This is a genomic window from Streptacidiphilus sp. P02-A3a, from assembly GCF_014084105.1.
In the GTDB taxonomy this organism is placed as follows: domain Bacteria; phylum Actinomycetota; class Actinomycetes; order Streptomycetales; family Streptomycetaceae; genus Streptacidiphilus.
Map to the genome: position 1 here is coordinate 5,798,997 of NZ_CP048289.1, position 23,932 is coordinate 5,822,928.

25 protein-coding genes are annotated in these 23,932 nt (G+C 72.6%); 13 read left to right on the plus strand and 12 right to left on the minus strand.

The genetic code is table 11. The annotated features are described in order from the left end of the window. Positions 1-16: 16 nt before the first annotated feature. Positions 17-1,423, minus strand: coding sequence for a dihydrolipoyl dehydrogenase (gene lpdA / locus GXP74_RS24855; protein ID WP_182453464.1), 1,407 nt, complete (start codon positions 1,421-1,423; stop codon positions 17-19). A 145-nt stretch (positions 1,424-1,568) separates the two neighbouring features. Between lpdA and GXP74_RS24860 the strand changes: the two genes are divergently transcribed. Beyond that, positions 1,569-2,048, plus strand: coding sequence for a VOC family protein (locus GXP74_RS24860; RefSeq protein WP_225448157.1), 480 nt, complete (start codon positions 1,569-1,571; stop codon positions 2,046-2,048). Here GXP74_RS24860 and GXP74_RS24865 read toward each other — a convergent pair. The 5 genes from GXP74_RS24865 to GXP74_RS40925 form a co-directional block, all read right to left on the minus strand. Further along, positions 2,023-2,253 (minus strand): hypothetical protein, encoded by a 231-nt coding sequence (locus tag GXP74_RS24865; RefSeq protein WP_182453465.1) that lies wholly within the window; start codon positions 2,251-2,253, stop codon positions 2,023-2,025. The two genes, GXP74_RS24860 and GXP74_RS24865, sit on opposite strands and share 26 nt — an antisense overlap. Positions 2,254-2,286: 33 nt before the next feature. Beyond that, on the minus strand, positions 2,287-2,649 hold the full coding sequence (locus tag GXP74_RS24870) for a helix-turn-helix transcriptional regulator (protein WP_182453466.1): 363 nt from the start codon (positions 2,647-2,649) through the stop codon (positions 2,287-2,289). A gap of 131 nt (positions 2,650-2,780) precedes the next feature. Then, positions 2,781-4,550: an LCP family protein gene (locus GXP74_RS24875; RefSeq protein ID WP_225448158.1), complete on the minus strand. Its 1,770-nt coding sequence runs from the start codon at positions 4,548-4,550 to the stop codon at positions 2,781-2,783. A gap of 228 nt (positions 4,551-4,778) precedes the next feature. Beyond that, on the minus strand, positions 4,779-5,186 hold the full coding sequence (locus tag GXP74_RS24880; RefSeq protein WP_182453468.1) for a hypothetical protein: 408 nt from the start codon (positions 5,184-5,186) through the stop codon (positions 4,779-4,781). 9 nt (positions 5,187-5,195) lie between these two features. Beyond that, positions 5,196-5,438, minus strand: coding sequence for a cupredoxin domain-containing protein (locus tag GXP74_RS40925; RefSeq protein ID WP_225448675.1), 243 nt, complete (start codon positions 5,436-5,438; stop codon positions 5,196-5,198). Between GXP74_RS40925 and GXP74_RS40930 the strand changes: the two genes are divergently transcribed. After that, positions 5,365-5,604: a hypothetical protein gene (locus GXP74_RS40930; RefSeq protein ID WP_225448771.1), complete on the plus strand. Its 240-nt coding sequence runs from the start codon at positions 5,365-5,367 to the stop codon at positions 5,602-5,604. The two genes, GXP74_RS40925 and GXP74_RS40930, sit on opposite strands and share 74 nt — an antisense overlap. Positions 5,605-5,703: 99 nt before the next feature. On the opposite strand, the gene GXP74_RS24890 is transcribed toward GXP74_RS40930, so the two are convergent. The 3 genes from GXP74_RS24890 to GXP74_RS24900 all read right to left on the minus strand — a co-directional run bounded on the left by GXP74_RS24890 (position 5,704) and on the right by GXP74_RS24900 (position 8,579). Further along, positions 5,704-6,552: a ferritin-like domain-containing protein gene (locus GXP74_RS24890; protein WP_225448159.1), complete on the minus strand. Its 849-nt coding sequence runs from the start codon at positions 6,550-6,552 to the stop codon at positions 5,704-5,706. After that, positions 6,549-7,328, minus strand: coding sequence for a ferritin-like domain-containing protein (locus tag GXP74_RS24895; protein ID WP_182453469.1), 780 nt, complete (start codon positions 7,326-7,328; stop codon positions 6,549-6,551). Before GXP74_RS24895 ends, GXP74_RS24890 begins: the two co-directional genes overlap by 4 nt. A gap of 207 nt (positions 7,329-7,535) precedes the next feature. After that, positions 7,536-8,579, minus strand: a complete 1,044-nt coding sequence (locus tag GXP74_RS24900; RefSeq protein WP_182453470.1) for an NAD(P)-dependent alcohol dehydrogenase — start codon at positions 8,577-8,579, stop codon at positions 7,536-7,538. A 365-nt stretch (positions 8,580-8,944) separates the two neighbouring features. Between GXP74_RS24900 and GXP74_RS24905 the strand changes: the two genes are divergently transcribed. The 3 genes from GXP74_RS24905 to GXP74_RS24915 all read left to right on the plus strand — a co-directional run bounded on the left by GXP74_RS24905 (position 8,945) and on the right by GXP74_RS24915 (position 12,365). Further along, positions 8,945-9,613, plus strand: coding sequence for a response regulator transcription factor (locus tag GXP74_RS24905; protein ID WP_225448160.1), 669 nt, complete (start codon positions 8,945-8,947; stop codon positions 9,611-9,613). Between the two features lie 74 nt (positions 9,614-9,687). Beyond that, entirely contained in the window at positions 9,688-10,350 is a 663-nt protein-coding gene (locus GXP74_RS24910) for a DUF4255 domain-containing protein (RefSeq protein WP_182453472.1), read from the plus strand. Then, positions 10,347-12,365, plus strand: a complete 2,019-nt coding sequence (locus GXP74_RS24915; protein ID WP_182453473.1) for an ATP-binding protein — start codon at positions 10,347-10,349, stop codon at positions 12,363-12,365. The genes GXP74_RS24910 and GXP74_RS24915 overlap by 4 nt, the downstream gene beginning before the upstream one ends. Positions 12,366-12,494: 129 nt before the next feature. On the opposite strand, the gene GXP74_RS24920 is transcribed toward GXP74_RS24915, so the two are convergent. Continuing rightward, positions 12,495-14,186 carry a peptidoglycan-binding protein gene (locus GXP74_RS24920; RefSeq protein WP_182453474.1) on the minus strand — a complete coding sequence of 564 codons (1,692 nt, stop codon included), beginning with the start codon at positions 14,184-14,186 and terminating at the stop codon, positions 12,495-12,497. Between the two features lie 364 nt (positions 14,187-14,550). Here GXP74_RS24920 and GXP74_RS24925 point away from each other — a divergent pair, with 364 nt between their 5' ends. The 4 genes from GXP74_RS24925 (at position 14,551) to GXP74_RS24940 (ending at position 17,277) form a co-directional block, all read left to right on the plus strand. Further along, a complete protein-coding gene (locus tag GXP74_RS24925; protein ID WP_182453475.1) occupies positions 14,551-16,134 on the plus strand; it encodes a phage tail sheath subtilisin-like domain-containing protein in 1,584 nt (527 codons plus the stop codon). A gap of 62 nt (positions 16,135-16,196) precedes the next feature. Next, a complete protein-coding gene (locus tag GXP74_RS24930; protein ID WP_182453476.1) occupies positions 16,197-16,640 on the plus strand; it encodes a phage tail protein in 444 nt (147 codons plus the stop codon). Beyond that, positions 16,640-17,122, plus strand: coding sequence for a hypothetical protein (locus tag GXP74_RS24935; RefSeq protein WP_182453477.1), 483 nt, complete (start codon positions 16,640-16,642; stop codon positions 17,120-17,122). Before GXP74_RS24930 ends, GXP74_RS24935 begins: the two co-directional genes overlap by 1 nt. Beyond that, a complete protein-coding gene (locus GXP74_RS24940) occupies positions 17,119-17,277 on the plus strand; it encodes a DUF6760 family protein (protein ID WP_370468566.1) in 159 nt (52 codons plus the stop codon). Before GXP74_RS24935 ends, GXP74_RS24940 begins: the two co-directional genes overlap by 4 nt. Before the next feature lie 2,097 nt (positions 17,278-19,374). On the opposite strand, the gene GXP74_RS24945 is transcribed toward GXP74_RS24940, so the two are convergent. Further along, a complete protein-coding gene (locus tag GXP74_RS24945) occupies positions 19,375-19,710 on the minus strand; it encodes a hypothetical protein (RefSeq protein WP_182453478.1) in 336 nt (111 codons plus the stop codon). Positions 19,711-20,010: 300 nt separating this feature from the next. Beyond that, positions 20,011-20,523 (minus strand): hypothetical protein, encoded by a 513-nt coding sequence (locus GXP74_RS41915; RefSeq protein WP_182456985.1) that lies wholly within the window; start codon positions 20,521-20,523, stop codon positions 20,011-20,013. Between GXP74_RS41915 and GXP74_RS24955 the strand changes: the two genes are divergently transcribed. The 4 genes from GXP74_RS24955 to GXP74_RS24970 are packed head-to-tail and all read left to right on the plus strand — an operon-like array spanning position 20,522 to position 23,923. Further along, the gene (locus GXP74_RS24955) at positions 20,522-20,785 is read left to right on the plus strand and encodes a hypothetical protein (protein ID WP_182456986.1); all 264 of its coding nucleotides are present in this window, start codon (positions 20,522-20,524) and stop codon (positions 20,783-20,785) included. The two genes, GXP74_RS41915 and GXP74_RS24955, sit on opposite strands and share 2 nt — an antisense overlap. A 54-nt stretch (positions 20,786-20,839) precedes the next feature. Beyond that, a complete protein-coding gene (locus GXP74_RS24960; RefSeq protein ID WP_182453479.1) occupies positions 20,840-21,280 on the plus strand; it encodes a phage tail protein in 441 nt (146 codons plus the stop codon). 2 nt (positions 21,281-21,282) lie between these two features. Beyond that, positions 21,283-21,996, plus strand: a complete 714-nt coding sequence (locus tag GXP74_RS24965; protein WP_182453480.1) for a LysM peptidoglycan-binding domain-containing protein — start codon at positions 21,283-21,285, stop codon at positions 21,994-21,996. A 7-nt stretch (positions 21,997-22,003) separates the two neighbouring features. Next, positions 22,004-23,923 carry a VgrG-related protein gene (locus GXP74_RS24970; protein ID WP_182453481.1) on the plus strand — a complete coding sequence of 640 codons (1,920 nt, stop codon included), beginning with the start codon at positions 22,004-22,006 and terminating at the stop codon, positions 23,921-23,923. Positions 23,924-23,932: the final 9 nt, after the last annotated feature.

Genomic DNA, 23,932 nt, shown 5'->3' on the forward strand with positions numbered 1-23,932 from the left:
GCCGACGGCCTCGCGCTCAGAAGTTGATCATATGTCCGGCCAGGCCGTGGATCGCCTCCTTGACCGCCTCGCCGAGGGTCGGGTGCGCGTGCACGTTGCGCGCCACCTCGTGCACCGTCAGGTCCCACTGCTGGGCCAGCGTCAGCTCCGGCAGCAGCTCGGTGACCTCGGGGCCGATCAGGTGCGCGCCCAGCAGTTCGCCGTACGTGGCGTCGCTGATCACCTTGACGAAGCCGACCGGGTCGCCGAGGCCGTGGGCCTTGCCGTTGGCGGTGAACGGGAACTTCACCACCTTGACGTCGAAGCCCTGCTCCCGGGCCTGCGCCTCGGTCCAGCCGAAGCTGGCGATCTGCGGCTGGCAGTAGGTGGCGCGCGGGATCATCGGGAAGTTCAGCTCCATGGTCTCCGCCCCGCCGATGGTCTCGGCCGCGATCACGCCCATCGACTCGGCCGCGTGCGCCAGCATCAGCTTGGCGGTCACGTCGCCGATCGCGAAGAGGTGCGGGACGCTGGTGCGTCCGCGCCCGTCCACGTCGATCGCGCCGCGCTCGGTCAGCCGCACCCCGGTCCGCTCCAGGCCGTAGCCGGTGACCCGGGGCGCGAAGCCGATCGCCTGGAGCACCTTGTCGGCCTCCAGCACCTGCTGCCGCCCGTCGCGGGAGACGGTGACCCGGACCTTGGCGGAGGGGTCGCTGTCGTCGATCGACTCCACCCGGGTCGAGGTCAGCACCTCGATGCCGAGCCGCCGGTAGCGCTTGGCCAGCTCGGCGGAGACCTCCGCGTCCTCCAGCGGCACCATCCGGTCCAGGAACTCGACGATGGTGACCTTCACCCCGTAGTTGTGCAGCACGTACGCGAACTCGACGCCGATCGCGCCCGCGCCGGCGATGATGATGCTCTGCGGCAGCGCGTCGGAGAGGATCTGCTCCTCGTAGGTGACCACCCGGTCGCTGAGCGCCGTGCCCGGCAGCAGCCGGGTGGTGGCGCCGGTGGCGATCACGCAGTGGTCGAAGGTCACCGCCTCCGTGCCGCCGGAGCGCAGCGCCACCTGGAGGGTGTGGTCGTCGGTGAAGGTGCCGCGCCCGTCGTACTCGGTGATCGCGTTCTTCTTCATCAGGTAGTGCACCCCGGCCACCCGGCCGTCGGCGACCTTGCGGCTGCGCTTGAACGCCTCGCCGTAGTCGAAGCTCACCGTGCCCTCGACCCGGATCCCGAAGGTCTTCTGCTCCTGGGTGAAGATGTGGGCCAGCTCGGCGTTGCGCAGCAGCGCCTTCGAGGGGATGCAGCCGACGTTGAGGCACACCCCGCCCCAGTACTTCTCCTCGATCACGGCGGCACGCAGACCGAGTTGCGCGGAGCGGACGGCCGTGGTGTAGCCGCCGGGGCCCGCGCCGAGAACCACGACATCAAAATGTGTACTCATGATCAAACGATAGGCAGTGGACGGGGGTTCACGCGCGGTGCATCCGCCAAGCGTGCTCGTGGTCACACCGCGCCCTCCCAGGGCTGCCGTGCGAGACTCGTGCCGGGTGGCGGACCTCGCCGCCCGCCACGGAGAGAGGGAACGCATGGACCCCGCACCGGCCCCCACCCCGACCCCGGACCCCACCGCGCCCGCCGCGCCCGCCGCCGCCGGGGCGCGGATGCGGCTGACCTCGGTGGTGCTGTACGTGTTCGACCTCGACGAGTCCGTCGGTTTCTACCGGGAGCTGCTGGGCCTTGAGGTCACCGTGGCCAACCCGACCGCCGCGCTGCTGGTCGGCGGCGACGGCTCACAGCTCTACCTGCGCTCGGTGGGCCCGCGAGCCCCGCACCAGACCGGCGGCATCGGTGTGCAGTGCTCCGTCTGGACCGCGCCCAGCGAGGCCGAACTGAAGCGCTGCGAGCAGGTGCTGAAGCGGCTGAACGCGCACACCACCACCCATGTGGCGGAGGGCTTCTCCTGGGTCGAGGGCCGTGACCCGAACGGGGTACCGGTGATGGTCTCCCACCCCGGCCCCGGGCAGGCCATCCGGAACCAGATCATCTCCCGCATCTACGCCTGGTAGCGAGCCCGGCCCGGGCCAGCAGGGTGAGCCCGGCGTACCCCGGCAGCATCTCCGGGGTGAGCCCGACGGCGACCGCGACCGCCAGCGTGACCACCGCCGGTCCCTGGTCGCGGACCAGCTCGTTGACGCCGTCCAGGAGCAGGCCGGACAGCAGCATGAACCAGACCAGGACGCGGGTGGTCGCGGCGGCCTCGCGGTGGTACACGCGGCGGCGGAACGGGTCCGCGACCGGGCGGGGTCAGGCCCCCAGACCATGTCGGGCCCCGGTGTCGGCGCCGGAGCCCCCGCCCTCGGCGGCCAGGTGCTGGAACATCAGCCGGACCACCGAGACCAGGTTGGGGTCGTCCACCACGTAGACGCGGCGGCGGCCCTGCTGCCGGGAGTGGACCAGTCCGGCCAGTTTGAGCTTGGCGAGGTGCTGGCTGACCGTCGGCATCGGCGCGCCCACCTGCTCGGCGAGGCCGCCGACGTCGCACTCGCCGTGCGAGAGCACCCAGACGATGTGCAGCCGTAGCGCGGAGGCGAGCATTCCGAAGAGGCCCGCGGCCTCCTGGATGCGGTCGGCCGGCAGGTCGCCGACCCCGCTGCTCGCCCCGGTCATCTGCGGCCCCTCCACGTCGTGCGCTGCTGCCCGGGACAGCGTCCCTGATTCCGCGGGGTCACGCAAACGAGGGGATGACGCGAACCACCCCCGGGAGCTCGGTCGGCGCGGGGGTAGGTTGACGCGGGGGGTCAGTTGACGCAGGGGATGCCGCCCATCCTCACCGCCGGGCCCTGGAACGGGATGTCCTGGGCCTGGGCCGGTGCCGCCTGGGTGGAGGGACCGGCCGGGGTGGTGTGCGCGGCGGCGCCGGTGAGCGGGACCGCGCCCGCGCCGAGGAACACCTGGACCCGCTCGGTCGGCAGCGCCGGGTCCGCCACGGCCAGGGCGTCCGGGCCGAGCCGGGTGGCGATCTGCTTGGCGGCGGCCCGGGCGCCGGAGCCGTAGCGGACCACGGTGCTGCCGCGCGACGGCGCGTTTCCGGTGCGTCCGGGGGTGAAGCCGAGGGCGGTCAGTGCCCGGGAGTCGGCACCGGCCAGGCCCGGGGTGCCGGAGCCGTTGAGCACGTCGACGACGGCGCCGGTGACCGAGGCCGGGAGCGCGGCTGGGGCCGCCGGGGCCGCCGGAACGGAGGCGGCGGCCGGGGTGGGCGCGGCACTGGGCTGGGCGGAGGCGGCGGAGGCGGCCGGGCGGGTGGTGAGCTGCCGCATGATGCCCTGGATCTGCGCCGGGTCGACCAGGTTGACCGACTCGCCGCCCCGGGTGGCGAAGCCCTGGATCGGCAGGGTGTTGAAGACCACGTTGCCGCCGGTCAGGTCCGGCGCCTGCTGGGCGAAGTCCAGCAGGTTCCACCGGGTGTCGATCACCACGTCCTTCTTCACCACGTCGAACAGCGCCTGCATCTTGCCGACGTCGTCGAACAGGCCCTGCTCCTTCAGCTTGTGCTCGACCGAGGAGATGAACGCCTGCTGCCGGTGGGTGCGGTCGAGGTCGCCGTTGGTGAGGTAGTGCCGCTGGCGGACGAAGGAGAGCGCCTGCGCGGCGTCGATGGTGTTCAGCCCGGCGTGGAAGTTCGCGCCGGAGCCCTGGCCCTTCACCGCCGGGTCGTAGACGGCGTGGTTCAGGCAGACCGTGATCGGCTGCACCACCTGCGCGATGTCGTAGAAGCCCAGCAGGTTGACCTCGGCGAAGTGGTCGATCCGGACACCGAGGAACTTCTGCACGGTGGCCAGCGTCGCCTCCCGGCCGATCTCGCGGCTGCGCTGCTCCAGCTCCGTGCCGGTGTAGCCCTGGGCCCGGAGGCTGGTCTCGGCCACGGCCTTGGCCAGGCCGTAGGCCTCCTTGATCTTGTGCATGCCCTGCACGGAGCCGTCCGGGCCGTAGGTCTCGACGTAGTCGTCGCGCGGGATCGAGAACGCCTGGACCTTGCCGCCGCCCGCCGGGATGTGCAGCAGGATCAGGGTGTTGGTGTTGTAGCCGCCGATGTTGCTCGAACCGGCGTTGAGGTCGTCCGCGACGAACTGCCGGGGCAGGTCGTCGCCGTTCATGTCCTTGCGGCTGTCCAGGCCGATCAGCAGCACGTTGACCGAGTCGTCCAGCTTCGGCGGCGCGCCGTGCTGGACGACGGACAGCGCGTCCGAGGTGGTCAGCCCGGAGGTCAGCGAGTGGTACGTGTACCAGGAGACGCCGCTGGTGATCAGTACCCCGGTGGACAGCGCGACCGCGAGCAGGCGTCCGGCTCTGGCCAGCCGATCCGCCGGTCCCGGGCGTCCGCCCCGGCCGCCGCGCGGCGGGCCATCGGGGGTCCGGGGCGGACCGCCGCCGCCGTAGCGTCGCGGGTTGCCGACCCGGGCCGATCCGCTGGCGGCCGAACCGCCCGGGCCCGATCCGCCGCGGACCGAACCCGCGCGAGCCCCGCCGGTACGGTGACCGGCATAGCCGCTGACCTCTTGCTCACGCACCGCCACTCCTCCGCGTTGCCCCGTGCGGCCACCCCTGCGGAACGCCCGCGAGCCGCACCGGAAACGCACCTGCCGTACCAGCGGCCGTACCGGCCGCCGTTCCATTGGTTGCGCAATCTAGCAACTGTCAACCACGGGGGCACGCATGGCTCGCCCGGCCGATCCGACCGGTCTATCCGGAATGCCCACCGCTGACGCCCAGACGTTCGACCGGGCCACGCCAGGACGCTAGTCCACCCGGGGCCGGTCCGCCCGGCGGCGCGGGAGCAGCGGCAGCAGCGCCAGCACGGCCAGCGCCTGGCCGATCAGTGCCCAGACCTTGTCGCTGAACCACACCGGCTCGTACATGTTGGGCAGCGGCCCCAACTTGCCGACGTCGACGTAGCGGTAGACCAGCAGGGCGGCGATCCCGGCGGCGGCCGTCAGCAGCGCGAAGACGTCGCCGACGCGGCGGCGCCAGAGCAGGACCAGGAGCACCGCGAGGGCGGCCGCCCCGGCCTCGATCCGGAACAGCGTGCCCTGGCTGATACTGGCGCTCACGGCGTCGTACTGCGGCGCGAGTTTGGCGTGGATCCCGGCGTCGATCGCCAGCCCGACGGCGGCGAGCAGGCGCAGGACCAGACGGACTGCGGCCATGGGGACTCCTCAGCTGACGGTCAGGGTGCCGTGCATGAACTGGTGGATGGTGCAGATGTAGGGGTAACTCCCGGCGGTGGAAGGTGCGTTGAAGGTAGCCGTGGCACCCGGGGCGACATCGCCGGTGTCGAAGGCCTTGGTGCCGGTCGCGGTCACCGTGTGGGCGGTGGAGTCCTGGTTGACCACGGTGACCTTCTCCCCCGGGGTCACCGTCAGCGTCGCCGGACTGAAGGCGAAGTTGTGGATGGTGATCTGCGCCGCCCCGGACGCGCTGGAGGCCGAGGACGTGCTCGCCGCCGCCTTCGGACTGCTCGCCGCCGCCTTCGGACTGCTCGGCGCCACCGCGTTCTTACTGCTGGACGAGCTGGAACAGGCTGCCAGACCCATCAGCAACAGGCCCACGAGCAGCACGAACTGACGTTTGAACAGAAGCACGGCGACTACCTCACCTGGGAGTTGGGAGCGGAGCGGCGGTGCGCCGCCGTGGGTACGACGGCGCACCGGAACTGACGGAACGTCACACAGTCAGCAAGGTGGGGCTGGCCGCCTTGTCGACCGGCAGGAAGTCGTCCGGGACCGGGTACTGCCCGAGGACGAAGTTGAGAATCGCCGCGTGCATGGCCTCCACCGGCGCGATGCTGGCGGCGGTGGCGATCCCGCCCGCGCTGCTGACGTTGTAGGTCGCGAACAGGTAGGTCTGCGCGGCCTGGTCCTCAAGTTGCAGCGCCAGCTTGGCGACGTCCCCGGCGCTGGTGGCCGCACCCAGGGCCTTGAGCGTCGCGGGCTGGTTGGACAGCGGCACGTCGGTGATGGCGGGCTTGCCCGCCCCGGTCAGGATCGCGTTCCAGGCCTTGGCGTGGTCCGCGTGCTGGGACATCGCGGTGGTCGCGAAGGTCGCCACGGCGGGCGGCACCGTGCCCAGCTTCCCGGCCTTGGCCGCGGTCAGCGTCGCACCGTAGGCCCCGACCGCCTGGTTCTCCAGCGCCGTCGCCAGCGCCACGATCCGCAGGTCACCGGTGTACAGGCCACTGGCGGACGCCGAGTCGGACGTCGTCGGGGAGCTGCTGCCGCTGGTCGCCGCGCCCACGGCGTTCTTGGTCGAGCTGGAGCAGGCCGCCAGCGCCATCGCCGCCGCCACCCCGCCCACGCCGAGCAGGAATCCGCGGCGCGAACCCGGGCCGCCCGGCCCGGGCACCCCGGCGTTCCCGCCGATCCCGCCGGTGTCACGCAACTCCGTGACCAGATCGGCCGCCGCCGCGTGCATCCGGGGCAGGCTCTCCCGGTGGGCCTCGTCCAACTCGCGGGTGAGCCGGGACAGTTCACCCTCGGAGATCGGCAGCTCCCAGCCGCCCTTGGCAGTGCTCACTGCACAGCCCCTTCGCTGATCGGGGAGGCCATCGAGGTCGGGTAGAAGGCATCCGGGAAGCCGACGCTGCCCGCAGCGGCCGGGAGTTTCGCGACATCGGTCGGGATCGCGATCAGGCTGGCGTCGTTGCCCGCGAGCAGCGCCTGCACGGCCAGCAGCACCGAGCGGTGCTGCGCCTCGACCGGCGCCACCGACGCGAACAGCTTGCGCAGTTGGGCGTCGCTGACCTGCGAGACGTTCTTGGTGTAGGTCTGCGCGGCGACGTCCTCCAGCGTGATCGCCAGCGCCACGACGTCGGCCGGGGTCTTGATCGACGGGAGCTTCTGCTTCACCACCGCGTCGTACTTGGGGTCGGGACCGGTCTGCGCCTTGCCCCCGGCCTGGGTCGCGGCGGCGTTGAACGCCTGCGCGTGGGCGGTGTGCTGGGCGGTGGTCTTGGTGATGAAGGCGGCCACCGTCTTGTTGCCGTCCTTGATGAACGGCAGCCCGGCGGCGGTGGTGTAGACGCTCACCGCCAGGTTCTCGATCGACGCCGCCGTCTGCAGCGCCATGATGTCGTCGCTGGACGCGGCGGCGGCTCGGGACATCCCCAGCAGCGCCGCGCCGCCCGCTACCCCGGCGACCAGTCCACCACGCTGCCACCAGCGCCGCGCCGGTTCCTGCTGCCCGTACTCGACCAGTGCTTCCCGAGTGATCCGCAACGCGTCGCTGTTCAGGTCCTGCGACTGTTCGGTCAACTCCGCGAGCCACCGGGTATCGAGGTTGTCCTCGCCCATCACGCCCCATCTCTGTTTCCACTGACGACATGAGACGCGTCGGCTGGCTGCCGCGCCTCCCTGGTTCATGCTTCGGGTCCAAGGGGCTGATGGATGGGTTTGAAAGGCTTGTGGCCTCGTTATTCATCCGTTCGGGGGAAAAGGGCGCCGTGCCGGTGACCGGACACGGCGCCCACGGGTGGCTCGGACGTTCAGATGCTCAGATGCTCAGATGGTGGCGGCGTCGATGACGAAGCGGTAGCGCACGTCGCTGGCCACCACCCGGTCGTACGCCTCGTTGATCCGGTCGGCCGCGATCACCTCGATGTCCGCGCCGATGCCGTGCCGGGCGCAGAAGTCCAGCATCTCCTGGGTCTCGGCGATGCCGCCGATCATCGATCCGGCGATGTTGCGGCGACCGTTGATCAGCGAGAAGACGTTGACCGAGGCCGGGTACTCCGGGGCGCCGAGGTAGACCAGGGTGCCGTCGAGCTTGAGCAGCCCCAGGTAGGCGTCCACGTCGAGGTTGGCCGAGACGGTGTTGACGATCAGGTCGAACCGGCCGTCGAGCTCGGTGAAGGTGGCCGGGTCCGTGGTCGACCGGTAGTGGTCGGCGCCCAGGCGCAGCGCGTCCTCCCGCTTGCCCAGGCTCCGGCTGAGCACGGTGACCTCGGCGCCCAGCGCGTCCGCGATCTTCACGCCGATGTGGCCGAGGCCGCCCAGGCCGACCACCGCGACCTGCTGCCCCGGACCCGCCTGCCAGCGCTTCAGCGGCGCGTAGAGGGTGATGCCGGCGCACAGCAGCGGCGCGGCCACGTCCAGCGCCAGCGCCTCCGGGATGCGCAGCACGTAGTTCTCGTCCACCACCACGTGGGTGCTGTAGCCGCCGTGGGTGGGCTCGCCGTCCCGGCCCACCGAGTTGTAGGTGCCGGTCATCCCCTTCAGGCAGTACTGCTCATCCCCGGCGAGGCAGTTGGCGCACTCCCGGCAGGAGTCGACGAAGCAGCCGACTCCGACCCGGTCGCCCACGGCGTGGCGGGTCACCCCGGAGCCGACCTCGGTGACCACCCCGGCGATCTCGTGCCCGGGGACCATCGGGAACTGCGCGCCGCCCCACTCGTCCCGGGCCTGGTGGATGTCGGAGTGGCAGATCCCGGAGTAGCGGATCTCGATCAGTACGTCGTGCTCGCCCAGGTCACGCCGGGTGACGGTGATACGTTCGAGCGGGGCCTTGGCGGAAGGGGCGGCGTAGGCGGGGACGGTGATGGCCATCGGGGCGTCAACTCCAGGCGATCGTCAGGATGCGGACGGTTCCGGGCCACGTTACTGCGCCGACCGCGGGCCGGTGGGGGGTACCCCCGACCCCGCCGGAGCGCACGTGTCGACAGTGTCCATGTCCGCAGAGCCGGTCACGTTGCACCAATCACGTGTGCGAAAAGTCTCATGCTGTCTGAGGCCACCTGATGATGCTCAATCAGCCGGGAACCGGAAGATTGTCTCCAGTCGAGTTACCTGGTGGCGCGATTTGTCCTCGCACGGAGGAACCAAGCCACCCATGGCTGTACTCCCGGCTTGGACAGGGCAGTGAGCAGGAGGAGCAACACATGCAACAAACGGTGGACCATCGGGTAGACACGGTGCGGTCGAGTCACCACGGGCCACGAATCGGTGCGGCGCGGCGCGGCGCCGCGCGGGTGGTCGTCGAGATCCACGCCAACGACCCCATCTCCCGGGCGGGCGCCGCCCACCATCTGTGTCAGTACCCCGGGATAGCCCTCTCCGACGAGAACCGGCCCGAGGGCGTCGCCGTGGCCGTGGTGATCGCGGAGGCGGTGGACGAGGCGGTGCTGCAGACGCTGCGTCGGCTGACCCGCGGCGGCCTGGGCAACGTCGTGCTGGTGGTGGGCCGGATCCGTGAGTCGCAACTGCTCGAAGTGGTGGAATGCGGCGTCGGCACCATCCTGTGGCGGCACGAGGCCGACGCGGCCCGGCTGTTGCAGGGCGTGCTGGCGGCGGCCAGGGGTGACGGCAACCTGCCCACCGACCTGCTCGGGCGACTGCTGACGCAGGTCGGCCGGATGCAGCGGAGCGCCGCCGAGGGCACGGCGGTGCCGGTCGGGCTGAGCGAGCGCGAGACCGACGTGCTGCGGCTGGTCGCCGACGGCCTGGACACCGCCGAGATCGCCGCCCGGCTGTCCTACTCGGAGCGGACCGTCAAGAACGTGCTGCACGGGCTGACCAGCCGGCTCCACCTGCGCAACCGCGCGCACGCGGTGGCCTACGCCCTGCGCGAGGGCTACATCTGAGCCGCGGTGCGGACGGGTGACGACGTGAACGGAAGCCGCACCGGCGAGGAACACACGACCAGAGGGACAGCACGGTGATCCATGAGATAGACGAGGTGCTGCGCGGCGTGCTGCGCAGCGGCGGGCTGGCGGGGACCGAGGTCGAGGTCGCCTTCGACGCGCCGACCCGCGACTGGGCGGCCAAGCGCACCGCGCCCACCCTCGACGCCTACCTGTACGACATCCGCGAGGACGTGAACCGGCGCGAGCGCGGCGCCGTGTCGGTCCGCGACGAGAACGGGATCGTGGTGCGGCGGCGGCAGCCCCCGCGCTGGTTCCGGCTCTCGTACCTGGTGACCGCCTGGACCAAGCGCCCGGAGGACGAGCACCGGCTGCTGGCGGCGGCGCTGACCACGCTGCTGCGCGGCGAGGCGCTGCCCGCCGGGGTGCTGACCGGGCCGCTGGCCGAGCTGGGACTGACCATCCCGATCAGTGTGGCCGTGCCACCGGCCGAGTCGCGGTCGCTGGCGGACATCTGGTCCGCGCTGGGCGGGGAGCTCAAACCCTCACTGGACGTGGTGATCACCACCCCGATCCCGGTCTCCCCCGAGTACCCGGCCGGACCGCCGGTCACCGAGTGGTCCTCGGTCAGGCTGCGCGGCACCGACGGCACGCTGGACGACTCGCCGGTGCGCACCCGCCGCCAGCCGCCGCCCACCCGGCCCGGCGACGTCGCCCCGCCCAGGGCGGTCAAGTGACGGCCGCCGACTCACTGCGGGAGCGGCTGGCCGAACTGCGGGAGCGGGTCGCGCTGCTGGTGGAGGCCCGCAGCGCGGACGATCCCACGGCCGGGGACCCGCTGCGCGGGCTGCACCTGCCGCCGGAGGCCGTGCAGCGGCTGCTGGCGGCCCCGGCACCGGCTCCGGGGCCGGTGGGGCCGACGGAGCCGGTCCGGGCGGACCGGCTCGACGCGCTGGCCGCGACCTGCGGACTGGTGGAGCTGGACCTGCGGCTGCTGCTGCTGGCCCTGGCCCCGGATCTGGACCGCGGCTTCGAGCAGCTGTACGGCTACCTGAACAACGACGTCACCCGCTGCCGCGCCACCGCCGGACTGGCCCTGGACCTGTCCGGGCTGCCCGCCGACTCGGCCGCCGGGCGGGCCCGGCTGCACCCGACGGCGCCGCTGCGGGCCGCCGGGCTGCTGACCGTCGAGGACCAGGACCGGCCGTTCCTCAGCCGCACGCTGGCCGTGCCCGACCGGGTCGCCGCGCACCTGCTCGGCGACGACACCCCGGACCCGCTGCTCCCGGACGCGGTGCGGCTGCTGCCGCGGGCCGGGGCCGCCACGCCGTCCGAGGGGCTGGCCGCGCGGCTCGGCAAGTGGATCACCGAGTCGCCGCTGCCGGTGCACCTGCGCGAGGCGCGGGCCGGTGCCGCCGTCGGGCAGGCGGTCGCCGCCCTGCACCTGGCCGGTCTGGACGCGCTGCACCTGGACCCCGGCCGACTGCCGGTCGGCCACCCCGACCCGGGGTCGCCGGTCGCGGCCCCGGACTGGATACCGGCGCTGATCCGCGAGGCCCGGCTGCGCGGCGCCGGGATCGTCGCCGGTCCGCTGCCCGCCCAGGGCGCGGGCCCGCTGGTCCACGCGCTGGCCGGGGCCGCGGTGCCGGTGCTGCTGACCGGAACCTCCCCCGGCGACCCGGAGTGGACGGCCCAGCAGATCCTGCTGCTGGACGCGCCGGAGGCCGAGTCCGAGCCGGAGCAGGTCTGGCGCGCGGCCCTGGGCCTGGCGGAACCGGGTACCGGACCGGACTTCGACCTGGCGTCGGCGGTCGCCCCGTACCGGCTCTCCGCCGACCGGATCCGCCGCGCCGCGCGGGCGGCGGTGGAGCTGGCCGCCTTCGAGGAGGTCCCGCTCGGGCCCTCGCAACTGCGCCGCGCGGCGCTCGGCCAGTCCGCCTCCGGCCTGGAGCAGCACTCCCGGCGGATCCGCCCGGCCGTCGACTGGTCCGACCTGCTGCTGCCCGAGCAACCGCTGCGGCAGCTGCACGAGTTCGCACTGCGGGCCCGCTTCCGGGACCGGGTGCTCGGCGCCTGGGGGCTGCGCGCGGGCGGCGGGCGCGGCCGGGGCGTGGTCGCGCTGTTCGCGGGCGAGTCCGGTACCGGCAAGACCCTGGCCGCCGAGGTGGTCGCCGCCGACCTGGGGCTGGACCTGTACGTGGTGCAGCTGTCGGCGATCGTGGACAAGTACGTCGGCGAGACCGAGAAGAACCTGGAGCGCGTGTTCACCGAGGCCGACCGGGTCGACGCGGTGCTGCTCTTCGACGAGGCCGACGCGGTCTTCGGCAAGCGCTCGGAGGTCAAGGACAGCCACGACCGCTACGCCAACCTGGAGAGCGCCTACCTGCTCCAGCGGCTGGAGTCGTTCGACGGGGTGGCGGTGCTGACCACCAACCTCAGGTCGAACATCGACGACGCCTTCACCCGGCGGCTGGACCTGCTCGTGGACTTCCCGTTCCCCGGCCCGGAGCAGCGGCTGGCGCTGTGGCAGCACAGTCTGGCGCCGGTGCCGACCGCGCCGGGGCTCGATCCGTCGCGCTGCGCCCGGGAGTTCGAGCTCTCCGGCGGCTCGGTGCGCAGCGCGGTGACCACCGCCGCGTACCTCGCCGCCGGGCGCGGCGACGCGGTCACCGACGCCGACCTGCTGGAGGGCGCGCGAAGGGAGTACCGCAAGGCGGGCCGACTGGTGCTGGAGGACGACTCGGGCTGGTGACCGTCGGTCCTGGTCCGGCCTGGTCCGGTCTGGTCCGGTCTGGTCCGGTCCTGGTCCGGTCCTGGTGTCGGGACACCGGTGGGGCGGGGCTCGGTCGAGCGCCGCCCCACCGGTGTCCGGTACCTCCGCTCAGGGCTGGACGGTCCCGGGGACCCAGAGCGGGGCCGGGACGGTGCCGGAGCCGAGGCTGGCGGCGTTCTCCACCTGCCCGGCGCCGAAGCCCCGGTTCATCAGCGCTCCGCTGTCCACGCCGGAGACCGCGCCGGTGTAGGCCTGGAGCTGCGAGGTGAAGGTGCTGTCGGCGGTCGCGGTCGGTGCGCCCGTGGGATTCGGCCCGAAGGTGGCGATGTACGCCTTCGCCTCGTTGATCTCGTTGGTCAGCACTGTCGGCGTGATCGCGCTCTGGGTCGCCCAGTTGAGCGCGGCGTTGGCATCGAAGACGTACTGGTTGGTGTTGCCCTGGCCGAGCTCCGAGGTGGACTTGTCCAGCAGGTCGAAACTCCACAGCGCGGTCATGGTCTGCCGCCCCAGCTCACCGGGCTCGGCGGTGAGCAGTTGGCCGTGCCGTGCCTTGTCGGTGGTCCGCTGGAAGCACTCCAGCTGCTTGACCGTGGTCGGGTCGAGCACCCCGAGGGTGACCGACCTCACGTCCCCGGGCGCGTTGCCGATCCGGCACCCGTTGCCCGAGCCGATGTGGGTGAGCCGGTACTGGGCGAACTCGACGAAGAGGTTGGGCGTTGAGTTGTTCGGCATGATCGGCAGCGACACATCGGCCGTCTGGATCTGCGGGGCGTTCGCGGTGCTGCCGGAGCTGCCGGCGGAACCGCCCTGGGAGCCGCCGGCGCTGCTGGAACCGCCCTGGGAGCCGCCCTGGGAGCCGCTCGCGGCCGAGCCGGCCTGGGCGGGGCTGGGGTTGGGGTTGGGGTTCGGGTTGGCCGCGCTGCCGCCCGGGGTGCCGTCGCTGTCCGACTGCTGCCCGACGGTGGGCGGCATCGACGGGGCCGCGGGCAGCACGGCGCCGCCGGTCGGACTGGTGACCGGCAGGCTGCCGCTGGTCAGCGCCATGGTGGTGGCCTTGCTCTGGACCGTCGGGTGGACCGCGAACCAGAGCGCCACGAACAGCACTACCAGCATCATCGCGAAGCTCAGCACCCGGAAGGTCCACCGGGGGAACACCGTCAGCTGGAGGTAGTTGCCGTCCACCAGCTCCGGTTCGGCGCCGGAGCGCTGGACCGCGACCGTGAAGGGGCGGGTCTCCTTCTGGCCGCTCCACATGACCCGGTTGGGCTTGATCCGCACCTTGCAGAAGGCCGCGCGTCCGGGCTCGATCTGCAGGCTGGACGGGCGGATGTCGAAGCTGAGCTGACTGCCCGTCTCCCGGCCCGCGAGCGAGGCGGTGAGCTTGACGTTGCCGACGTTGTCCACCGCCAGCGTGGGCCGCCCGCGGAACCGGCCGCGACAGGTCGGCGGCAGCAGCTCGGTGCGGATGTCGGTGAACGGGGTGATCGTGAGGTTGCCCTCGGGGACCGTGGTCGCCTCGGGGTGCTCGGTCGGGATGACCTGCACGCCGTACGGGTTGGGCCCGGCGGTGGCGTCCGGGGTGCGCGGCGGGCTGAAGACCAGCTCCACGTTGCCGCTGGTCCCCGGGTACAGCTTGAGCGTGGGCGGCTCCACCCGCACCCACAGCGCCGGGTCGCCGACAGGGACGATCCGGTACTCCTCCACAACGTCGCCGGTGTTGCGCAACCGCAGGGTCACGGTCGTGGTGCTGCCGGCGTCAACTGTCGTGGACGCGGGTTCCAGGGATGTCCATATGCTCACCGCAGGGACGGTATCGCTGTGATGATCAATAGTCAGCGGGCCCGAGGGAAGCCGTTCGGGCACATTCGATTGCCCCTTCGGGCAGGTCTGTCTGCCCTTTGGACTGCCCCGATAACTCTGTCGTGCACGTGCCGACTTGATGGAGAGTCGTCAGATACTCGCTTCAACACAGGTACCCCGGGTGGGAGAACGGTATGCCTGAGCACGGGTGGCCGATGATGTCCGGTGGGCCTGATTGCTCGTCCGCCGCCGTACCGGTCGCCGTGCCCCACTGAGTGCCGCGGCCCCCCTCACTCGCGAAACCTCATGCACCGCAACTCGATGCCTCGACCGGTCGAGCAACTTAGTACAAGGAGAACCACGTATGCCGTCGTACCTGTCCCCCGGCGTCTACGTCGAGGAGGTCGCCAGCGGTTCGCGGCCGATCGAGGGAGTGGGCACCTCCGTGGCCGCCTTCGTCGGGTTCGCTCCGACCGGGCCGCTGAACGACCCGACCCTGGTGACCAACTGGTCCCAGTACGTCGCCTCGTTCGGTGAGTTCACCGACGGGTACTACCTGGCCCACTCGGTCTACGGGTTCTTCAACAACGGCGGCAGCGCCGCCTACGTGGTGCGCGTCGGCGGCAGCGAGGGCGGGGTCGCCGGTGAGCAGCGGGAGTTGGCTGCCTCGGGCCAGCCCGGCGGCGCCAAGGCGATCACCGCCGGTGAACCGGCGCAGCTCGGCGGCTTCCGGGTGGCGGCCGTCGCCGCCGGTTCGGCCCCGCTGACCGTGGAGGTCGCCGACGCCGAGGGCGAGGGACCGGCCGAGCGCTTCAAGCTGGTCATCAAGGAGGGCGACACCGTCGCCGAGTCCTTCGATGTCTCCGCCAAGAAGGGCGGCCGCAACTACGTGGTCACCCAGGTCAAGGAGCGCTCCAAGCTCATCGTCCTCGAAGAGGCGGCCCCGGCGGCGCAGTTGACCCGCCCGGAGAACCAGAGCGTGACGCTGCAGGCCGCCCCGGCGGCTCCGGCTCCGAGCGCGGCCCCGGCCTCGCGCCCGGTCACCCCGGCGCAGTACCTCGGCGACTCGGCGGACCGGACCGGCTTCGGCGGCCTTGAGGCGCTGGACGAGATCTCCATGGTCGCGGTGCCCGACCTGATGGCCGCCTACCAGCGCGGCGCGATCGACCTGGAGTCGGTCAAGGCCGTGCAGCTCGGGCTGATCGCGCACTGCGAGCTGATGGGCGACCGGATGGCCGTCATCGACCCGCCGCCCGGCCTGAACGCCCGCGACATCCGCAAGTGGCGGATGGAGACCAGCAACTACGACTCCCGCTACGCGGCGCTGTACTACCCGTGGATCAAGGTCTTCGACCCGGCCAGCGGCCAGTCCCGGGTCATCCCGCCGAGCGGCCACATCGCCGGGATCTGGGCCCGCAACGACTCCGAGCGGGGCGTGCACAAGGCCCCCGCCAACGAGATCGTGCGCGGCGCGGTCGACCTGGAGCTGCAGATCACCCGGGGCGAGCAGGACCTGCTCAACCCGATCGGCATCAACTGCATCCGCTCCTTCCCCGGGCGCGGCATCCGGGTCTGGGGCGCGCGTACCCTGGCCTCCGACCCGGCCTGGCGCTACCTCAACGTCCGCCGGTACTTCAACTACCTGGAGGAGTCGATCCTGGTCGGCACCCAGTGGGTGGTGTTCGAGCCCAACGACGAGGCTCTGTGGGCCCGGATCCGGCGCAACATCTCCGCCTTCCTGGTGAACGAGTGGCGCAACGGCGCGCTCTTCGGCTCGCGGCCGGAGGACGCGTACTACGTGAAGTGCGACGCCGAGACCAACACCCCGGAGTCGGTCGACCTCGGCCGGGTGGTCTGCGAGATCGGCATCGCGCCGGTCAAGCCGGCCGAGTTCGTGGTCTTCCGGCTGGCCCAGTTCTCGGGCGGCTCGGGCGAGTTGGACGAGTAGTCCACGCCTTCACGCAGGATCGCCCCACCCTCCACCTCCGCTACTAGAAGGACCCCGTTCACATGTCTCTCCAGCCCGGCGACGCGCTCGCATCACACAACTTCGGCCTGCAGATCGACGGCGTCATGGTCGAGTACCTGCAGGAGGTGAACGGCCTGACCATGGAGCAGGACGTCATCGAGTACCAGCAGGTCTCCGCCAACGGCAAGCCCACGGTGAAGAAGATGCCCGGCGTGAAGAAGGCCGGACAGGTCACCGTCGTCCGGGGGATGACCCAGTCGGCGTCCTTCAGCCAGTGGATCAACGAGTCGGTCGCCGGGAACATGGCGATGGCCCGCAAGAACGCCTCGATCATCATGATGGACTACATGAACAACCCGGTGAAGCGCTACAACCTGCGCAACGCCTGGTGCAGCAAGGTCGAGGCGAGCACGGTCAAGGCGGGCGACGCCTCCGCGCTCACCGAGTCGGTCACCATCGTCTTCGAAGAGCTGGTCATCGAGTAATGCGCCGTACTGCCAACACCCTTCAGGCTCCGCTGCCGGCCGCCGCGCCGGTGGCGGAGCCTGCGCCCGCCGTGGCCCCGACCCCGGCCGTCGATGTGACGCAAAGTCAGAAACTGCGGACCCAGTTCGAGTTCGAGCTGCCCAGGGGCTATGTCGACGACTCCGGCGTCCTGCACAAGCGGGGCGTGATGCGGCTGGCCACCGCCAAGGACGAGCTGATCCCGCTCCGCGACCTGCGGGTGCAGGAGAACCCGGCCTACCTGTCGGTGGTGCTGCTCGGCCGGGTGATCACCCAGCTGGGCACGGTGCCGATGGTGCACGACGGCATCGTCGAGAACATGTTCGCGTCCGACCTCGCCTTCCTTCAGGACTTCTACCGCCAGATCAACTCCGAGGGCCACACTCGTGCGGCGGTGACCTGCCCGCACTGCGAGGAGCCCTTCGAAGTCGAGCTGGGCGGGAGCCGCCTGGGGGAATGGTGACGTACGCGACCGACCTGATTCACCAGGAGGTCGCGTACCTCGCCTACCACTTCCACTGGAGCATGGAAGAGATCCTGGACTTGGAGCACCGCGACCGTCGCCGGTACGCGGACGAGATCGCCGCGCTCGTCGCCCGCGCCGGCACGGAAGGCTGAGGTCACGGCGATGGCCATACGTGATCGGCTCGATCGGCTGCGCGGGTCCGGACGATCCGGCGGACCCGCCACGCGGCGGGCGGCGGGCCCGGACCCCGCCGCCTCGGCCGAGGACACCCCGGCCGTGGGCCCGGCGCCCGCTGCCGCGTCGGCGGGTACCCCGGCCGTTCCGGCTCGGGACTGGGCGGCGCTGCCGCCGTTGCAGCGGAGCCTTGGGGCAGCGCCCACGGCGCCGGTCGCCACCGCCGACTTCGGCAGTCGGCTGGCCAGCTGGCAGAACCCGTCGCTGATGGGCGAGATGTCGCACTCCCTGCGGCGGGACGCCCCGAGCGGCGTCGCCGGTGGCCTGCTCCGGGCCTCGGCGGTCCAGCCCTCCCGACTGGACCTCCCCGCCCTGTCCCTTCCCGTGGCCGGTCGCTCGACCACCCCGGCCGTCCCGGCCGTCCCGGCCGCAGACCTGCCGGTCGCGAGGGTCGCCACGGCGGGCGGCGCCGTTACGCCGGGCCCGACCCGGGCAGCGAGCGGGCCCGCACCGGCCGCCCCGCCTACCCGGTCCACGGCCGGGCCCGCCGCCCCTGCACCGGCTACAGGCAGGTCAGTTGCCCCTGCCGCGCCTGCCCGGGGCGCGGGCGGGTCGGTTGCATCAGCGGCGCCCGCACGGGGCGCGGGCGGGGCCGCTGCGCCTGCCCGGGGCACCGGCGGGTCCGCCGCGCCCGCACCGGGTGCGGGCGGATCAGTTACCCCCGCCGCGCCCGCAGCGGCTACGGGCGGGTCAGTTGCCCCCGCCGCGCCCGCACGGGATGCGGGCGGGTCCGCCGCGCCCGCACCGGGTACCAGCGGGTCCGCTGCCCCCGCACCGGGTGTGGCCGGGGCCGCTGCGCCTGCCCGGGGCACCGGCGGGTTCGCTGCTGCCGCGCCTGTTCGGGCTGCCGGGGGGTCCTCAGCTGTACCGGGTGCTTCGTCAGGGCGGGCTGCCGCAGCCGCTCCGGCCGCCTCCGTCCCGACCGTTTCCCCGACGGCCCCCGCGCCCGCGTCCGCGTCCGCACCGGTCGTTGCTCGGGCAGTGCAGCGGAGGACAGACGGTTCAGCGGCACGGCCGCTGCCGACAGCCACGACCGCGCCCACCCCGGCTACGCCGTCCGCAGCCGCCGCACCAGCGTCTCCGTCGGCGCCGAACGCACCCGCCGCGCCGCACGCCCGCTCGGTGGCGAGCGCGCCATCCGCGCCGGGCACACCCTCGGTCCTCGGGACGCCAGCGGCCCCGCCCGCCCCGGTGGCCGCCGAGCCCGCGAGCGCTCCGCTGACGCCGATCGCCCGCACCACCTCGCCCGCCCCGGCCACGCCGCGCGCTTCGCAGACGTCGCCGCCCCCGGCAGCCGTCGCCCCCGCGCCTGCCCAGGGTGCCCCGGCCGCACCGGGCACGGCGCGCGGACCCGTGGCACCGACCTCCGCCCCGGTGGCGCAGCGCGCGACCGCGCCGATCCAGCGCAGCGCGCCGACGCCGCCGATGACCCCGCCGATGACCCCGCCGATGACCCCGGCTGTCCCCAGCCCCACCAGCGCGGCCGGCCCGGCCACCAGTGGTCCGGCTGCTGTGCCGATCACACCTGCCCGGCAGCGGACGGCGGTCACATCCGCGCCACTGGCACCCGCTCCCTCGGCCTCCCCGGCGCGGACGGCTCCGACCGCCCCGGTGGCAGCGGCCTCCGCCCCGGTGCAGCGCGCCGTTGCCCCGATCACCCGAAGCACACCTCCCAGCACACCGCTGAGCCAGGCGACACCGGCCACCGCCCAGGAGGCGGCGACTCCCCCGAACGCGCCGTTCACGCCGGTGGCACCCGCCACGCCGAGCGCACCGGTGACGTCCGGGGCGCCGCCGTCCGGCGTCGCACGGACCGGGACGACGCCCGCCCTCCCCGCGCCCGCGCAGACGCCTCCGGCCGGTACCCGGCCGGTGCGGGCCATCGCTCGCAGGGCCTCGCTGCTGTCCGCGCCGCCGGTGCCGTCGGCACCGCGCCGAGTCACCGCCGTCCCGCCACGGGCGGCGTCGGCTCCGTCGAGCACGTCCGTGCCCGCCCCTCAGCCGACCGCGCCCGTTCAGCGCGCGGCAGCCGCCGCCCCGGCCGGTCCCGAGACGCCGTCGACGCCTACCACCGTCCCGGGCTCCCCCGCCTCCGCAGCCGCGTCCGCCCCGCCGCTGCCCGCACAACGCGAGGCGTCCGTCCCGCCGCTGGGCGTCACACCGCCCGCCACCGCGTCAACCGCGCCCATCCAGCGGTCCACCACCCATGCTCCGGCTCCGCTGAGCCGTCCGGTGACGCCGCCGGCCGCCCCGGCCGCGCGGCTCGGACTCGGCGCGCCGCTGGCCGCCGGGGCACCCGCGCCCGCGCCGCGCCCGGCGACGCGGCGCTCCGCGCTGGGTGCTCCGATCACCCCCGCCACCCCCATGACCGGCGCACCCACCGCGCCGCCGCAGCCGACACGCCGCAGTGCCCTCGGCGCTCCGCTGGCTCCAGGGACGGCGCCGGTCCAGCGGGCCGCCACCGACCGGCCCGGACCGACCGCACGCCCCTCGGTTCCAGCTCCAGCTCCAGCTCCGGCTCCGGCTCCCGGCGCAGGCGGCCTCCCAGTCGGCACACCAGCGCCTCGGAGTGCACCCTCCGCCGCATCCGCTATTTCTGACGCTCCATCAATTGCACAAAAGCTCCTCACGCCTGACTCTCTGAGTATCAGTCAGATTTCGTCACCCGCCGTTCCCGTCCAGCGGCTGGCGGCCAGCGGCCTCGCGGCAGCTACTCCGTCGGCGACCGCGCAGCCGCCGACCGTGCGGGTTCCGTTGGCCTCGGCGCGGCCGGTCTCGGCCGCGCTCGCTCCGACGCCGCTGCCCGCGCCCGTCGTACCGGCCGTGGCCGTCCGCCCGGCGGCCTCGCGGCTGCGGCCGGTCCAGCCGGAGGCTGCGGCCGAAGGTCCGGCTGCACCACCGACGGCTCGGGCAGGGGCCGGGGCGCTGCCCGTGCAGCGGCTCTCCTCCGCCGGAAGGCCCACCGCGTCGGCTTCCGTCCCGACACCCCGAGGCGGGGGCGGCGCCCGACCCGCGCCCCAGCGACCCGCGCCCCAGCGGCCGGTGCCGCTCGGCCCGTCGGCCGCCGCGCCGCGCCCGGTACAGCCCGGCCGGTACGTCGCACCCGCACCCGCCGCCGCGCCACAGCCGACGTTCGCGCCCGCGCCCCGTCCGGTACAGCTCATGTCCAGCGCTCCCGCCGTGCCGCCCGCCCCGCCGCAGGCGCCACCGCGTCCGGCGGCAGCGGCGCCGTCCCCGCAGCGGGCGACCGCGCAGCGGGCGGCGGTGCAGCGCTCGGCGAGCGTGGCGGCGGATCCGGTACCCGCCGCCGAGCCGCCGCTGGACGACCTCGCCAAGCGCCTGATCGGTCCGCTGTCGCGGCTGCTCCGCGCCGAGCTGCGGCTGGACCGGGAGCGGATCGGCCGCCTCCGCGATCCGGGCCGCTGACCGCAGGACCCGCCGCCCACCCCCACTACCCTCAGCGCCTGGAGCACAGCAGCAATGAGTACCCCGCAGGACCCAGGGTCCACGATCTTCTTCACCCTCAGCATCGACGGCGAGTCCCTCGGTGCCTTCAACGGCTGCGACGGCCTGGCCGCCGAGGTGGAGGTCGAGGCCTACGAGGAGGGCGGCAACAACGGCTTCGTCTGGCAGCTGCCGTCGCGGGTGAAGCACTCCACGATCAAGCTGACCCGTCCGCTGACGCCCGACACCTCCAAGGTAGCGGCCTGGATCTCCTCGGTGGCTACCGCCGGTGTGGTGCGGCCGACCGCGCAGATCTCGGCACTGCGGGCGGACGGTTCCGTGGTCGCCCGCTGGGGGTTGCTGGACGTGCTGCCGGTGCGCTGGTCGGGCCCGACGCTCGACCCAGCCAGTCCCAACGTGGCCACCGAGACGCTGGAGATCACCCACCACGGATTCACCGATGCGGGAGCCGCGTAGCCATGACCCAGCCCCCCGGCAGCAGCCTGGTCCGAGCCTCGCTTGCCATCCACGAGCCGCCCAGCGGCCTGGCGATGGCCCTCGGCGGGGAGATCGGCACCGTCGACTTCCAGTTCAACCCGAACGAGCTGACCCTGATCCGCAGGGCCGAGTGGAAGCAGGACCACGCGGTGGGCTTCAACCTGGGCTCGATCGCGAACTTCAGGGGCGTCGAGGCGGCGACCATGGACCTGGTCATCTTCCTCGACGGCACCGCCCCCGGCAACAAGGTCGAGGTGCAGTCGCAGGTAGAACTGCTGCTGTCCTGCTGCGAGGTGTACCCGCCGAGCATCTTCACCCGGCGGCCGTCGCCGCCTTGGGTGCGACTCACCTGGGGCTCCTTCAGCACCGTCCAGTTCATCGCCTACGTGTCCTCGGCCACGGCCAAGTACTCGCTGTTCAGCCCCACCGGGGAACCGCTGCGGGCGACCTGCACCCTGGCCCTGAACGAGGTCGCCGTCCTGACGGGTGGTCAGAACCCGACCTCGGGCGCGCTCACCGCGCGTCGGGTGCACCGGGTGGTGGCCGGGGACTCGCTGCAGTCCCTCGCCTGGCGGGAGTACGGCGACGCGACGGTGTGGCGGGTCATCGCCGAGGCCAACGACATCGACGACCCGATGCAACTGGAGCCGGGCACCGAACTGCTGCTGCCCGCCGCTGAAGAGATCGACCGCTAGGAGCACCGTGACCAGCTCGGACAGCACGTACACCACGACTCTCAGCGTCACGATCGGGGGTGTACCGCTCACCAACCAGCTCTCGTCGAACCTGATGGAGGGCTGGATCGACTCCGGTGTCAGCATCCCCTCGGCCTTCCAGCTGACCTTCAACGACCCGGCGCGGGAGATCGTCGAACAGAATCCCGAGATCAAGATCGGCTCCGTCGTGACGCTGATCCCGTTCACCAACGGCAAACCAGGGCCGTTGATGATCACGGGTGAGATCACCGCGCTGGAGGCGGACTCGGACGCGACCGGCAAGCTGCTGGTGGTGCGCGGCTACGACCGGGGGCACCGGCTGCTGCGCAACCGCCGGGTCGCGGGCTATCCGAACATGACGGCCACCGACATCGTCCGCAAGGTCGCCGCGCTGTGCGACGTCACGCCGGGCGTGGTGGACCAGACCACCACCGTGTACGAGCTCGCCACCCAGCCCAACATCACCGACTGGGACTTCCTCAGCCGACTCGCCCGCGAGAACGGGGTCTACCTCTACGTCGACGCGCTCGGGCTGCTCCAGTTCACCAAGCTGCTGCCCGCCGCAGGCGCACCGTCGGACACCACCACCTCGCTGAACAGTCCCGACGTGCTGGAGTTCGAGACCAACGCCATTCGCAACCGGGTCGTGGTCACCGCCTCCGACCAGGTCGACAGCGTCGAGGTGCGCGGCTGGAACGTGCAGACGAAGACCGCGCTGAGCGAGCTCACCCCGGGCCTGACCACCGCCGACGTGTCGATCGACACCACTCCCGGGAAGGTGACCGAGCCCTTCGGGACGGCCAAGCTGGTCTCCACCGAAGTCCCTTACGACACCCAGGCGGAGGTGCTCAGCGCCTCCGCCGGGCTGGCCGGGGACGTCACGTCCGCCTTCGCCGAGCTGGAGGTGATCGTCAAGGGCAACCCCGTGCTGCGGCCCGGGTTGCCGGTCGCGCTGAACGGCGCGGGCAATCCGTTCCAGGGCAAGTACACCATCACCGGTACCCGCCATGTCTTCACCGGGCAGCAGAACTACCACACCACGGTCATGGTGACGGGACGTCAGGTCAGGTCGCTGTACGGGCTGGCCTCCGGGGGCGCGGACACCGCGCCGAAGCTGCCGGGCGTGGCCAGCGCGCTGGTGACCAACATCCAGGACCCTTTGCACCAGGGCCGGGTGAAGCTGATGTTCCCCTGGCTGTCGGCGGACTACGAGAGCGACTGGTGCCGGGTCGCCCAACTGGGCGGGGTGAAGGGCGGCGGGACCTTCCTGCCCGAGGTCCACGACGAGGTGCTGTGCGCCTTCGACCGGGGCCAGCTGGACCACCCCTACGTCATCGCCGGGCTCTACAACGGCGTGGACCAGCCGACCCGCGACGAGGGCGACCACCCGCTGTACGACCCCGTCAGCGGCGCGGTCAACTGGCGCAGCATCTCCTCCCGCACCGGGCACATGGTGGAGCTGCTGGACGTCAAGGAGCCGATCAGCAGCGGCATCCGGGCCATCACTGCCAAGCGGAAGCTGCTCGTGCACCTGGACGAGGGCGTCGACGACTCACCGGACGCCACCATCACCATCAGCAGCACCGGCGGTGCGTCGGACGCGACGGTCACCATCAGCAACACCGGGGCGATCACCGTCCACGGCGGCACCAGCGTCACCGTCAGGGCCGGGGCCGACCTCAGCCTGCAGGCCACCGGCAAGGTGTCGATCGAGGGCGCCAGCGTCTCGGTCACCTCCACCGTCGGGCCCGCCACCATCACCTCGCCGACCGATGTCAGCGTCACCGGCGGGATGTCGGCCACCGTCACCGGCGCCATCAGCGCCGCCGTCACCTCGCCGCTCAAGCTCACCCTGACCGCGCCGCTGATCACGTCGAGCACGCTGGTCATTCCGACCGCCCCCTAGCCCACCCTC

Excerpts from the sequence above, each read along its gene's own strand:
- GXP74_RS24935 (WP_182453477.1), top strand. The coding sequence starts at position 16,640 with ATGCGCCGTACTGCCAACACCCTTCAGGCTCCGCTGCCGGCCGCCGCG.
- lpdA (WP_182453464.1), bottom strand. The coding sequence starts at position 1,423 with ATGAGTACACATTTTGATGTCGTGGTTCTCGGCGCGGGCCCCGGCGGC.
- GXP74_RS24930 (WP_182453476.1), top strand. The coding sequence starts at position 16,197 with ATGTCTCTCCAGCCCGGCGACGCGCTCGCATCACACAACTTCGGCCTG.
- GXP74_RS24960 (WP_182453479.1), top strand. The coding sequence starts at position 20,840 with ATGAGTACCCCGCAGGACCCAGGGTCCACGATCTTCTTCACCCTCAGC.
- GXP74_RS41915 (WP_182456985.1), bottom strand. The coding sequence starts at position 20,523 with ATGAGCTGTACCGGACGGGGCGCGGGCGCGAACGTCGGCTGTGGCGCG.
- GXP74_RS24860 (WP_225448157.1), top strand. The coding sequence starts at position 1,569 with ATGGACCCCGCACCGGCCCCCACCCCGACCCCGGACCCCACCGCGCCC.
- GXP74_RS24870 (WP_182453466.1), bottom strand. The coding sequence starts at position 2,649 with ATGACCGGGGCGAGCAGCGGGGTCGGCGACCTGCCGGCCGACCGCATC.
- GXP74_RS24955 (WP_182456986.1), top strand. The coding sequence starts at position 20,522 with ATGTCCAGCGCTCCCGCCGTGCCGCCCGCCCCGCCGCAGGCGCCACCG.
- GXP74_RS24895 (WP_182453469.1), bottom strand. The coding sequence starts at position 7,328 with ATGGGCGAGGACAACCTCGATACCCGGTGGCTCGCGGAGTTGACCGAA.
- GXP74_RS24880 (WP_182453468.1), bottom strand. The coding sequence starts at position 5,186 with ATGGCCGCAGTCCGTCTGGTCCTGCGCCTGCTCGCCGCCGTCGGGCTG.
- GXP74_RS24900 (WP_182453470.1), bottom strand. The coding sequence starts at position 8,579 with ATGGCCATCACCGTCCCCGCCTACGCCGCCCCTTCCGCCAAGGCCCCG.
- GXP74_RS24925 (WP_182453475.1), top strand. The coding sequence starts at position 14,551 with ATGCCGTCGTACCTGTCCCCCGGCGTCTACGTCGAGGAGGTCGCCAGC.
- GXP74_RS24965 (WP_182453480.1), top strand. The coding sequence starts at position 21,283 with ATGACCCAGCCCCCCGGCAGCAGCCTGGTCCGAGCCTCGCTTGCCATC.